This is a genomic window from Nonlabens sp. MIC269 (assembly GCF_001430865.1).
Classification (GTDB): Bacteria; Bacteroidota; Bacteroidia; order Flavobacteriales; family Flavobacteriaceae; genus Nonlabens; species Nonlabens tegetincola.
In genome coordinates this window covers 87,219-99,354 of sequence record NZ_CP011373.1, presented here as the reverse complement: position 1 = coordinate 99,354, position 12,136 = coordinate 87,219, and the positions used below count along the sequence as shown (strand labels likewise).

Annotated in this window: 10 protein-coding genes; 6 read left to right on the top strand and 4 right to left on the bottom strand. The window is 37.0% G+C overall.

The genetic code is table 11. The annotated features are described in order from the left end of the window. Nucleotides 1-17: 17 nt before the first annotated feature. From AAT17_RS00540 to AAT17_RS00530, 3 genes are all read left to right on the top strand, one after another. Entirely contained in the window at nt 18-2,126 is a 2,109-nt protein-coding gene (locus tag AAT17_RS00540; protein WP_082586986.1) for a DUF349 domain-containing protein, read from the top strand. Between the two features lie 176 nt (nt 2,127-2,302). Continuing rightward, nucleotides 2,303-3,001 carry a ZIP family metal transporter gene (locus AAT17_RS00535; RefSeq protein ID WP_060522452.1) on the top strand — a complete coding sequence of 233 codons (699 nt, stop codon included), beginning with the start codon at nt 2,303-2,305 and terminating at the stop codon, nt 2,999-3,001. 43 nt (nt 3,002-3,044) lie between these two features. Further along, nucleotides 3,045-3,554, top strand: a complete 510-nt coding sequence (locus AAT17_RS00530) for a lactoylglutathione lyase family protein (protein ID WP_060522451.1) — start codon at nt 3,045-3,047, stop codon at nt 3,552-3,554. 62 nt (nt 3,555-3,616) lie between these two features. On the opposite strand, the gene AAT17_RS00525 is transcribed toward AAT17_RS00530, so the two are convergent. Continuing rightward, nucleotides 3,617-4,000, bottom strand: a complete 384-nt coding sequence (locus AAT17_RS00525) for a Fur family transcriptional regulator (protein WP_060522450.1) — start codon at nt 3,998-4,000, stop codon at nt 3,617-3,619. A gap of 79 nt (nt 4,001-4,079) precedes the next feature. On the opposite strand from AAT17_RS00525, the gene AAT17_RS00520 reads away from it, so the two are divergent. Continuing rightward, nucleotides 4,080-4,493 (top strand): MerC domain-containing protein, encoded by a 414-nt coding sequence (locus tag AAT17_RS00520; RefSeq protein ID WP_060522449.1) that lies wholly within the window; start codon nt 4,080-4,082, stop codon nt 4,491-4,493. 6 nt (nt 4,494-4,499) lie between these two features. On the opposite strand, the gene AAT17_RS00515 is transcribed toward AAT17_RS00520, so the two are convergent. From AAT17_RS00515 to AAT17_RS00505, 3 genes are all read right to left on the bottom strand, one after another. Beyond that, nucleotides 4,500-6,002: a PH domain-containing protein gene (locus AAT17_RS00515; RefSeq protein WP_060522448.1), complete on the bottom strand. Its 1,503-nt coding sequence runs from the start codon at nt 6,000-6,002 to the stop codon at nt 4,500-4,502. Next, the gene (locus AAT17_RS00510) at nt 5,995-6,501 is read right to left on the bottom strand and encodes a PH domain-containing protein (protein ID WP_042280254.1); all 507 of its coding nucleotides are present in this window, start codon (nt 6,499-6,501) and stop codon (nt 5,995-5,997) included. Before AAT17_RS00510 ends, AAT17_RS00515 begins: the two co-directional genes overlap by 8 nt. A gap of 79 nt (nt 6,502-6,580) precedes the next feature. After that, a complete protein-coding gene (locus tag AAT17_RS00505) occupies nt 6,581-8,005 on the bottom strand; it encodes an L-serine ammonia-lyase (RefSeq protein ID WP_060522447.1) in 1,425 nt (474 codons plus the stop codon). Between the two features lie 281 nt (nt 8,006-8,286). Here AAT17_RS00505 and dnaK point away from each other — a divergent pair, with 281 nt between their 5' ends. Together dnaK and AAT17_RS00495 are read left to right on the top strand one after the other, a co-directional pair. Beyond that, entirely contained in the window at nt 8,287-10,191 is a 1,905-nt protein-coding gene (gene dnaK / locus AAT17_RS00500) for a molecular chaperone DnaK (RefSeq protein ID WP_042280255.1), read from the top strand. A 195-nt stretch (nt 10,192-10,386) separates the two neighbouring features. Next, a complete protein-coding gene (locus AAT17_RS00495) occupies nt 10,387-12,123 on the top strand; it encodes a mechanosensitive ion channel family protein (protein ID WP_060522446.1) in 1,737 nt (578 codons plus the stop codon). Nucleotides 12,124-12,136: the final 13 nt, after the last annotated feature.

The following is a 12,136-nucleotide window of genomic DNA, read 5'->3' as shown; positions in this document are numbered from 1 at the left end:
TTTTTTAAATGAAAAAAATGAACAAGAACGACAACCTGCCACAAGCAGATGGACAAAATGATGCAAAGCATCTTTCCGACGAGACTAATGCGATTGAAAATGCCTTTATCGCAGAACAAAAAAAGGCAGAAGAATCTGAAAAGGAGCACATCGAGGTGGAGCCTGTTACAGATACTCCGACAGTTGAAGGCACCAATAAAGCTTCTCAAAAAGCAGAAGACGATTCTACTACTCATGAAGACACCATGGTGGAAGAAAGTGAAGCTGTACAAAATGCTACTGATCCTATCATCGATGAAAATGAAGAAGCCGATAAGGATGAAAATCAGGATAATACGGTAGAAATCCCTGAAAAGGAATACGAGACCATGAATCAAAAGGAACTTATTGATGAGCTGCGTCAACTGATGCAAGAATATCCCATCAATAGTTTTAGAGATCAGGCCGAAAAAATTAAAAAGAACTTTGAAAAGCGTGATGCAGAGATTCACGAGGAAGAAAAGGCAAAGTTTGAAAAAGAGAATCCACCTTCTGACGATCCACTAGCACCACAGTTTGAATACAATAACGAGCTTACTAAGGTATTTAACGATTTACACCGTACATATCGTAAGGAAAAAGGAGAGTTTCAAAGAAAACGTCGTGCACAGCAAGAAGCTAATCTTGTAAAACGTCGTGAGATTATTGAAGGAATTAAAACCTTGATTACCGAAGAGGAAAACATTGGTACAACTTTCAAAAAGTTTCATGATTTACAAGAAAACTGGCGTTCTACAGGTCCTATCCCGCATGATGCTTACAACATCACTTGGGAAGATTATAGACTTGCTACCCAAAACTTTTATGATTACATAGACCTGTCAAAAGAATTACGTGATAAAGACTTTGAACGTAATCTTGAACTACGTCATAAAATAATAGCTCGCGCTGAAGAATTAGGACAAGAAGACAATATTCACAAAGCGCTACGTGAACTTCAGGAATTACACCGCATGTGGAAAGAAGATGTAGGTCCAGTAGCTCAAGAACACAGAGACCCAACTTGGGAATCATTTAAAGCAGCTACAAAAGTAATTCATGACAAACGTCAAGAATTTTATAAGGAGCGTGAAAAACAGCAAGAGCACAATAAGATGGTGAAGGAAAACATCATCGCCGAGGTTCAAAAAATTACTGAAACAGGTGCTAAATCTCATAAAGAATGGCAAGACCGTTTAAAAGAGATTGACGTACTCAAGGAGTTATTCAAAAATACAGGAGCAGCTCCTAAAGATGTGAACAATGATTTATGGGATCAATATAGATCGGTAACTAGGGAATTCAATAGAGCCAAAAACAACTTTTATAAAGAGCTTAAAGACGAGCAAAATGAGAATCTTAAAAAGAAAATGGATCTCATCGCTATTGCCGAAGAACATCAAAACTCTGAAGATTTCGCTGGAAGCCTACAGGTTATGAAGCGTATTCAGGCAGACTGGAAAAAAATAGGTCACGTACCTCGAAAAGATAGTGACAAGATTTGGAAACGTTTTCAAAAGGCTTGTAACGCTTTCTTTGATAAAAAGAATGCTCAAAAAGAAGCTGCTACTGTAGAAGAGAAAGAAAATTACGAAGCAAAGCTTAAGATTTATGATGCCTTAAAGGAAATGTTGCCACAGGATGATAAAGAGGCTATGCAGTCGGATATTCAATCTTTCATGGATCAATGGTCTGCTATAGGACGCGTGCCTTACTCAAAACGTTTTATTCAAGATAAGTTTGAGAAACTAGTTAAAGCTAAATTTAAAGCAGCTGGTTTAAGTGAGGTAGATGCAGAAATGCTAAAATATCAAAACAAATTGAGCTCGCTAGAAAATGGTAATGAAAGAGACTTTAAAAACGAGCGTTTTTATTTGAGAAAACGTCAGGATGAGATAAAAAAGGAAATTTTACAACTGCAAAATAACCTTCAGTTTTTTAATTCTAAGGATGACAAAAACCCATTGATACTAGCACAAAAGAAAAATATCGCAGATCTACAGAAAGAGCTAGACGTGGTAAAAGAAAAACAAAAGCAGGTTAATATACTTGAACGTCAATTGGCCCAACAAGAAGAAGTAACCACTGAGGTTACATCGGAAGAATAAGCAGATAAAATTTATCTTAATTCAATAAAAAAGCCTTGAACGATTGTTCAAGGCTTTTTTATGGGAGAAATATCCGATTAATCTACGCCCTATTCATCTTTCTATATCCTTAAACATTTAAAGGAAACATAAAGATGAAATATAAATAAAATTAAGTCCGTAACTTGGACTTTAATATGATGACGTTTATCGTAATTCTTACAGTTTCTGCAGCTTTAATTCTTGGAGCCGTTTGGGGTATTTATGGTTCATTGTCTAAAAAATTGGAAGGTTTTTTAGTCGCTTTGGCTGGTGGAGCTTTATTGGTTTCAGCAATCTTGGAATTAATTCATCCTTCATTGAAGAACGATTCTGTTGGGATCACGTTGCTCTGTGTATTTTTGGGCGCTACTATTTTCACAGGTTTGGACTATATAATCAAAGAAAAATGGGGATCTAATAGCGGTGCCGGTTTACTGGCTGCCATTACTTTAGATGGCATACCAGAAAACCTAGCTTTAGGAGTTGCTTTGATAAGTGCAAGCCCATTATCTGTGGCAGCGCTTTCTGGTTCCATCCTATTATCAAATTTGCCCGAAGCAGCTGGTGGTGCTAAGGAGATGGCTGAAAACACCTCTTCCAAACGGAAAATATTAATTCTATGGATCGCTACCGCCATAATCTTATCTATAGCAGCTTTAATAGGTAATTTTCTATTGGATGATGTTCCAAAGAGTTATTTAAACTACATAAAATGTTTTGCTGGCGGTGCAGTTGTAGCTTCTCTAGCAATAGAAGTATTTCCAAAGGCTTTTAAGGAAAATAAATACTGGAGTGGAGTGGCTACTGCTATAGGTCTTATTCTGGCTCTATACTTAAATACTTTAGGAGAATAATAAGAAACCTTGTGAGTCAAATTTCTACCTTGCCATAAAAAAGATGACTCCATATCCTAAATCATTTTCCCATATAGGGATTACAGTACCCGATATTCATAAAGCAGTTGAATTTTACTCAGAAATAATGGGTTGGTATGTAATTATGCCACCTTCAACAGTGAAAAAAGAGACTGACACGGCCATTGGTCAAATGTGTATTGATGTGTTTGGTGAAGATTGGGAAAGTTTTGAAATCGCTCATTTATCTACATCTGACGGAATAGGTATTGAACTATTTACATTCCCTTTTGGTCAAAAAGAAGCACCAGAATTTAATCCTTTCAATACAGGATTATTTCATTTTTGTGTTCAAGATCCTGAGATTGAAAAATTAACTGAACGTATTGTGGCTGCTGGAGGAAAACAACGTATGCCAATAAGAGAATATTATCCTAATGAAAAACCGTATAAAATGGTTTATGTTGAGGATCCATTTGGAATTGTGTTTGAAATTTACACACACAGCTATGAACTCACCTATTCCTCTGGAGCTTATCAAAATGAGAATTAATCCATTTTAAGACATTAATTATAACGCCCAACAAAGTACCTTCATTTGGAATTTGTGGAATTTTAAATTGAACAAGTTTCGCAAATTCCTTGAAGTAGTACATCAGTCTTGTGTATAGTCCGACCTGAGATTTTAGGAATATTTACCGAGGCTTCTTCTAGACAATCTACCTTACCACAATTCGTACATTGAAAATGAGGATGATCATGCACGTGTGAATCCTTATTACAATCCTGGCAAATAGCGTAGCGCTTAATCCCATCGCGGTCTAAAAAAGAATGTACTAGGCCATCATCCTCTAGCCTTTCTAATGCACGATATACCGTAGTTTTGTTTACTTTTTCTTTTAAGCGATCAACTAATTCTACAGCTGCAATAGCATGATTACTTTTCTTAAATTGATCAAGCAACAGTCCAATTGTCGATGTCTTACGTTGTATGCCCATAACGCAAAATTATACTTTCATAGAGTTACTACCAACTTTACTTCTTACTTTTGCAACTGTGTTGCACTAAAATAAAAAAATGAAAGTAAACTTATTAAAACCTGATGTATATGGAGCTACAGCAAGCATTATGTGCATTATACACTGTGTCGCAACTCCTATTCTTTTTATCGCACATGCGCACACTCATGGCACAGTAGATCATCATAATCATGCCGCAGCACCTCTCTGGTGGGATTATCTTGATTTTATATTTCTGTTTGTTTCCTTTATAGCTATCAAGCAAACTCTACAAAAAAGCTCTAGGAACTGGATGAAGTACGTTTTATGGTTGACTTACAGTTTACTGTTTCTCTTAATTGTGAATGAGAAAATAGAAATTATAGCTTTGGCAGAATCTGTTACTTATGGCGTTGCTATTGTGCTTGCAGGTTTACACCTATTTCATTTAAAGTATTGTCAATGTAATGATGAACAATGCTGCATTCATTAATAATTGTTACATCCAATTACGATTGCTTTTTATTACCGTATTATTTATATAATTAAGTAAGTGGTTGACAGCGTCTTTTTTAAAATACCTCAACCCATTACTACCAGAGGCTGTATGAAACTTAATATGCATTTCTTCACGCCTTCTTATAAAAATACTGTCCCATTTTTCAACTGCTTGCGCTTTAAATACAGGACTTATAGAAAAACTCTTGAATAACCAGCCTTTTTTAAATCCTATAAAATCTTTATCTGTGACTATACCACTATTGCTACCATACATATAGCTCCAAAACACAATCAATACCGCTGGTATAAGCATAGGTACCACCCAGTTATAATCTCCAAAATATGCTAGCGGAACCAACGTAGGAATCAAAGTAGCAAGCATGATATAACTTGCTAACCTCATATATGAAAAACCATTACAGGGAATATCAATAGTAGCATCAACAACGCTATCCTTAAAAGCCGTTTCTTGTAGTATTTTAATGTGCTCTTTTTTACAAGCAGGAATACTTACTTTAGACGCCTTATTAGCATCTGACTGAGCTTGATAAATATAGGCGGTGGAATAGCCTAACCACTGTCTTAAAGGGTTTGTTCTAAATTCGAGAGATTGAATTTTCTCAATAGGAACACGTATTTCTTGACGCTTAATTAACCCCATAGAAAGTTCAAGATGACTTTGATAAACTACAGCCTTAAAACCATAGTAATTACTAAAAACAGTTATTAAGCTTACCACTATGGAGAATACCAAGAATATCAATAAAAAACTAAATAGCATACCCAAACTAGCAAAACTCATTAGATTTTCCCATTCCCAACCATCTAAATAATCTCCAAAAAACTGCTTAATTACATCCTGAAATTTAAAGTAACTTCCTACTACAAGACCTATTGCCACGCCACCACTGCGCAAGTGGTTTTGGGTCATACCCACTTTAAAAAGATCCAAGAAACTTAATTTTAGCAAGGTAGATGAAACCTGGCTCGTAGTAGCATTTACTGTTTTCTTTTCTGGTTCTGTAACTTCAGTTTTCTCCTGCTCCACCCTTTGGTTACTTATGTCGAGTAGAGCTTGTTTAAGAGAAAGCGCTGCCGACTCGTCCAGTGCTTTAATCTCCAGTTCTTTCTCCTTGGAACCAGCTGTTTCTATTTGTACACTGTATACCTTAAGAATACGTTGTAGCAAATTTTGCTCTAGGTTTACAGATTGAATACGTTCTAGCGGAACCGCTTTTTTTTCCTTAAATAACCATCCTTTATTCAGTATAAATTCATCTTGTTCAATGTGAAATTTGAAAAACAAGTATTGAATTACCGGTCCTATTAAGCTGGTAGCCGCAACAAAAAGTACTAATCCTGTAAAAGCAAGCCCTTCAAGAAATCCTCGCATCCCAAAAGCTGCAAAAACGAAAAAGAATATAAAACCCCTTAAGCTCTTAAAGGCATACAGAGCAATAACTTTTTTGCTTTGTCGCTGTGGAGTTGTTAAATCAAACATGTGTGCTCGTTTTTCCTGCTACAAATGATTTTAAATTTTGAGCATCTTTTGGGTCAAGACCGCTTATGGATAAATCACTAGAAGAACCTCCAGCGGTATAAATCTCTAACTCACAAAGATTAAAGAGTCTGTCTATAGGTCCATGGTTGATTTCAGTATGTTGAATGCGATTGAAAGGTACTGTGATTTGATGGTGAAAGATCCATCCTTTGCGATACGTTATATCGTGTTCTCTTAAAGTATAACCACGAACAAAATATTCCTTATAATTCACAAATAATGAAAACAAAAGTATAAAAGCCCATAGACCCAATCCACTCCAGCCCAACCAAGGAAATTCTGAAAAATTATAAAACAAAAAGCCTACCGCTATAGCAAGTGGTATCATGTATAAGGTGTTGGCTATGAGTTTTTTATTTAAAAAACGCTTAGGATGTTTTTCAAATGAAAAGCTTTCAATGTCCGGTAATGAATGGGTAAGAATTTGCTCGTTTGTCATTATCAACTATTAGACTCATAAAGTTAATAGCTGTTACGCTTTCGCGAAAGCGTAATAAAGAAAATATTAAAAATACTAATTAACAATCGCTCAAACTCACATTAACTGCAAGTCCGCCTTCACTAGTTTCTTTGTATTTAGAGTTCATATCTTGAGCCGTTTGCCACATGGTATTAATAACCTTATCTAAAGGTACTTTGGCATGTGAGGCGTCGGCGTCGAGAGCTAGTTCACAAGCATTTATAGCCTTAATTGCTCCCATAGCGTTGCGTTCTATGCAAGGAACTTGAACCAATCCTGCAATAGGATCACAGGTAAGTCCTAGGTGGTGTTCCATCGCAATTTCCGCAGCCATAAGAACTTGGTCTGGTGTGCCACCCATAAGTTCAGTTAATCCAGCAGCTGCCATTGCGCTACTTACACCAATTTCTGCCTGGCAACCACCCATTGCAGCACTTATGGTCGCTCCTTTTTTAAATAAAGCTCCTACCTCACCAGCTACCAGTAAAAACTTCTTGATGTCCTCAAAGTTTGCGTCGTGGTTTTCAATTACCATATAATACATGATTACAGATGGAATAACACCAGCACTACCGTTAGTAGGAGCTGTTACCACACGGCCCAAGGATGCATTTACTTCATTAACCGCAAGGGCAAAACAGGACACCCATTTTAAAATTTCTCTAAATTTCACTTCGGTATCACGTATAGCTTCAATCCACTCTTCTTTATTAGAATAGGGTTTACCCTTTTGAAGCTTTAGGTGGTTGTCATAAGCGCGACGTCTTACGTTTAATCCACCTGGTAAAGTTCCCTCGGTATGGCAACCTGTATACATACTATCGAGCATGACGTCCCAAACAGCTTTGAACTCTTTATTGATTTCTTCATCACTGCGCATGTATCGTTCGTTTTCTAGAACGACCTCGCTTATTGCCATGCCGTCTCGATGGCAATAGTTTAATAATTCTGTTGCTGTTTGTACCGGTCTAGGAAAACAGCTGAAGGTCACTTTTTTCTTTTGCGCTCGCTTACGTTCTTTTTGAACTACAAATCCGCCTCCTATACTATAAAAATGCTCTGTTCTAGATTTACCGTCCTTGTAAAAGGCTTTAAATCTTAATCCATTAGGATGATAAGGTAAAAATTTACGGTGGAAGGTTATGGCTTCAACTGGATCAAACTCAAATTGAATATCGTCATTTAATTTGATACATTTTTCACTGCTTAAAGCCGCTACATCGTGCGGAATTTGAGCAATATCACAAGTCACAGGATCTTTATCCATCAATCCCATCATCACTGCAATGTCGGTGGCATGACCGCGACCGGTCAAGGATAAGCTACCATAAAGATCCACTTGAATGCGTTGTACTTGCTTTAATTTATTCACTTTACGTAATTTCTCAAGAAACCTATTGGCTGCACGCCATGGTCCTAAAGTATGTGAACTAGAAGGTCCTACTCCTATTTTAAGCATGTCAAAAACGCTGATTGCTTCCATGTTGTTTCTTTTTCTTTCGAAATTCAAATATACTTTTATCCTTTGTCATAGCCGAAAAATTGTAGCATTATCCGACCCTATTTTTAGTAATTGTAATAGTGGTTTAAAAGTGTCATTCGGTACATGGGCAAATGTTCATAAGTAGAACTCTTGTATACAGATAGGTAATTGTTCACTGTCAGCTTTTCTATAATTATGACATCCTGTCACTGGCATTTGCTTGGCACAAACATTGACTTATGCAGAGTGTAAAAATTTGAATAAAACTTAAAATTGATATAATGAGTAAAATAATAGGAATCGATTTAGGTACTACAAACAGCTGTGTTTCGGTAATGGAAGGAAGCGAGCCTACTGTAATACCTAATGCAGAAGGAAAACGCACAACACCATCTGTAATTGCGTTTGTAGAAGGTGGTGAAATTAAAGTGGGTGATCCTGCAAAAAGACAAGCAGTAACTAACCCAGAAAAAACCATCTACTCTATCAAAAGATTCATGGGTAACAAATACTCTGAATCTCAAAGAGAAGCTGATCGCGTACCTTACAACGTGGTAAAAGGTGACAACGACACACCACGTGTTGATATAGATGGAAGATTGTACACTCCACAAGAATTGAGTGCTATGATCCTACAGAAAATGAAAAAAACAGCCGAAGATTACTTAGGTACTGAAGTAACAGGAGCTGTAATTACTGTACCAGCTTATTTTAACGACTCACAACGTCAGGCGACTAAGGAAGCTGGTGAAATCGCAGGTCTTAAAGTAGAGCGTATTATCAACGAGCCTACTGCTGCTGCACTTGCATACGGTCTAGATAAAAAAGATACAGATCAAAAAATCGTTGTATTTGACTTTGGTGGTGGTACGCACGATGTTTCTATTCTTGAATTAGGAGATGGCGTGTTTGAAGTATTATCGACTGATGGTGATACACACCTAGGTGGTGATGATGTAGATGAAGCAATCATCAACTGGCTAGCTGATGAATTCCAAGCAGCTGAGCAAATGGACTTACGTAAAGATCCAATGGCGTTACAACGTCTTAAAGAGGCTGCAGAAAAAGCTAAAATTGAACTTTCATCAAGTGCTCAAACTGAAATTAATTTACCTTATGTTACAGCTACCGCTAGCGGTCCTAAACACTTGGTAAAAACGCTTACAAGATCAAAATTTGAGCAACTAATTGATGATTTAGTAAAACGTACTATTGAACCATGTAGAACTGCTCTTAAAGCAGCAGATCTTTCTACTGGTGATATTGATGAAATCATTCTTGTAGGTGGATCTACTCGTATCCCAGCAGTACAAGAAGCAGTTGAAAAATTCTTTGGTAAAAAGCCTTCTAAAGGTGTAAACCCTGATGAAGTTGTAGCAATTGGTGCTGCTATTCAAGGTGGTGTACTTACAGGTGATGTTAAGGATGTATTACTTCTAGATGTAACTCCTCTTTCTCTAGGTATTGAAACTATGGGTGGCGTTATGACTAAACTTATCGATGCTAATACAACCATTCCTACTAAAAAGTCACAAGTATTCTCTACGGCAGCTGATAACCAGCCTAGTGTAGAAATTCACGTACTTCAAGGTGAGCGTTCTATGGCTACGGATAATAAGACGATTGGTCGTTTTCACTTAGATGGTATTCCACCAGCACGTCGTGGCACACCGCAAATTGAAGTGACTTTTGATATTGATGCCAACGGTATTATTAAAGTAAGCGCCGAGGATAAAGCTACTGGCAAGAAACAAGACATTCGTATCGAAGCGTCATCGGGTCTTACTGAAGAGGAAATCCAAAAAATGAAGCAAGAAGCTGAAGCTAATGCTGAAGCTGATAAGCAAGCTAAAGAAAAAGCCGATAAATTAAATCAAGCAGACCAGTTGATTTTCCAAACTGAAAAGCAATTAGAAGAATTTGGTGATAAACTAGGTGATGATAAGAAAAAGCCAATTGAAGAAGCTCTTGAAGAGTTGAAGAAAGCTTATGAAACTAAGGATATCGCACAAATTGATCCTGCTCTTGAGAAAATGAATACTGTATGGACTGCAGCTAGTGAAGAAATGTATAAAGCTCAAGCCGAGGCTCAAGGTGGTCAACCTGGTCCTGATGCTGGTGCTCAACAACAAGCTGGTGACGATACAAGTGATGTAGAAGATGTTGACTTTGAAGAAGTAAAGTAAACTCATAAACAAACCACGAGTTTGGTTGTAGTTTCTTTATTTGAACTACGATATAGTACAAGAAAGGCCTTGATTAAGTTCAAGGCCTTTTTTATTACTTCTGAATTATAAAACACACTTAAAATTACTCCTTACTAGTAGGATTTAACAAATCGCTAATACGTCAAAACACGAAATATATCTACCTTATGAACTATGTTAAAATCAGCTTTTCACAGGTTTTTACTTTTTGGTTTATTGGCATTTGCTATCCTAGGAAACAGTCAGGAAAAAGAAGCTGGTCCAACTCGTGATTTTCCTAAATTATCCGATACCATATCTGAAGCAGGTACCTACCAATCAAATCCTATTGGAGCGTATAACGAGGCTTTTTACATTGTTAATAGACTAAATGAAAACATTGGGTTACCACCTAATCATTTAAACTTTCAAACACCACAGGCAACACTAGAACAATTTATATCTAGCTGTAGAAACAACAACTTTGAAGAAGCCGGTTATGCCCTTAACTTAAATCTTTTTCCCAAGGAAGTAACTAAAAAAGAAGCGGCAATTCTCGCAGAGAAATTTTATTTCGTGCTCAATCAACGAGTCAAAATTGATTGGAACAACATATCAGATAGACCCGACGGACAAATTGATATAACTACTTCGACAAACGGAGCTATTGCTGGAAACCCTAGACGAAGTGTGGTTTTTGGAGAAGTAGATTTAAACAACCGCGATGTAGTCCTACGCTTACAACGTGTTAAATTAGACGATTATGGAGCTTTTTGGATGATAGCATCCAATACAGTAGAAAATATTGAACCCTTGTATGAGGAGTATGGTCCTAGAAAACTTGATCGTATCATGCCTCAATGGGCCAGAGTTTCATTTCTAGGTTTTCCTGTTTGGAAATTTGTAGCGACCATTCTCCTTTTCTTTATGGCATATGCTGTAGGAAGAGTTTTTAGTTATGTAACAAGAAGGTTGTTACTTAAGTCAGACAGAGCTTGGTTAAGAACAACAGCAAATAAGTTAGCCAAACCAGCAGGAATTGCCCTAAGCATGCTATTCTTTTATATCATACTTAATAAACTCATTTCATTTTCTGGGCCTTATTCTAGTACTATTTACGCAATCCTTTTGGTCCTGGTAATTGCTTCCATTGCCTGGTTGCTCATGAGTTTTATTAATGCTGTAATGACCTACATCGCCGAACATAAAATAGGCGATTCATCCATAGAGGAAAACACACAAGCTCGTATGATGATGACTTACATTTCGGTAGCGCGACGATTATTGACCATCATTATCATCTTTGTTGCCATATCGGTGGTATTATCACAGTTTAGATCTTTAGAAAAATTAGGTATTTCCTTACTGGCGTCTGCTGGTTTGATTACCATAATATTAGGTGTAGCAGCACAAAACACCTTAGGAAATATCATAGCAGGAATACAAATAGCACTTACAAGACCGTGCAAAATTGGTGACACTTTGTATATAGGTGACGAATGGTGTTATGTAGAAGACATACGCTTTACCTACATGGTTACACGTACCTGGGACAGTCGTAGGCTTATTATTCCTCTTAAAGACATTATCTCAAAGCCATTCCAAAATTGGTCCATGACCAATGCTCACCGTTTACAGCCCATTGTTGTTTATGCCGATTATAATACCGACGTACAGCTAGTACGTGAAAAGTTCTCTGAATTATTGAAACAAGAAGAAGAGTATGATGAAGAACATCCACCTGTTGTTCAAGTTACCGAAGTAACTGAAAAAGCAATAGCCATAAGAGCGCTTTGTAGTGCTCAGGATGCTAATTCGGCATGGGAATTACACTGTAAGTTAAGGGAAGAATTAGTGAAATTTATAGCTCAATTAAACGATGGTAAACACTTGTCCAAAGAGCGCATCTTGATTCAAAAGGAATCTACCTAATGGAAATACTGCA

Coding starts and splice junctions, on each gene's coding strand:
- AAT17_RS00535 (WP_060522452.1), top strand. CDS start 2,303: ATGATGACGTTTATCGTAATTCTTACAGTTTCTGCAGCTTTAATTCTT.
- AAT17_RS00505 (WP_060522447.1), bottom strand. CDS start 8,005: ATGGAAGCAATCAGCGTTTTTGACATGCTTAAAATAGGAGTAGGACCT.
- AAT17_RS00510 (WP_042280254.1), bottom strand. CDS start 6,501: ATGACAAACGAGCAAATTCTTACCCATTCATTACCGGACATTGAAAGC.
- AAT17_RS00530 (WP_060522451.1), top strand. CDS start 3,045: ATGACTCCATATCCTAAATCATTTTCCCATATAGGGATTACAGTACCC.
- AAT17_RS00515 (WP_060522448.1), bottom strand. CDS start 6,002: ATGTTTGATTTAACAACTCCACAGCGACAAAGCAAAAAAGTTATTGCT.
- AAT17_RS00520 (WP_060522449.1), top strand. CDS start 4,080: ATGAAAGTAAACTTATTAAAACCTGATGTATATGGAGCTACAGCAAGC.
- AAT17_RS00540 (WP_082586986.1), top strand. CDS start 18: ATGAACAAGAACGACAACCTGCCACAAGCAGATGGACAAAATGATGCA.
- AAT17_RS00525 (WP_060522450.1), bottom strand. CDS start 4,000: ATGGGCATACAACGTAAGACATCGACAATTGGACTGTTGCTTGATCAA.
- AAT17_RS00495 (WP_060522446.1), top strand. CDS start 10,387: ATGTTAAAATCAGCTTTTCACAGGTTTTTACTTTTTGGTTTATTGGCA.
- dnaK (WP_042280255.1), top strand. CDS start 8,287: ATGAGTAAAATAATAGGAATCGATTTAGGTACTACAAACAGCTGTGTT.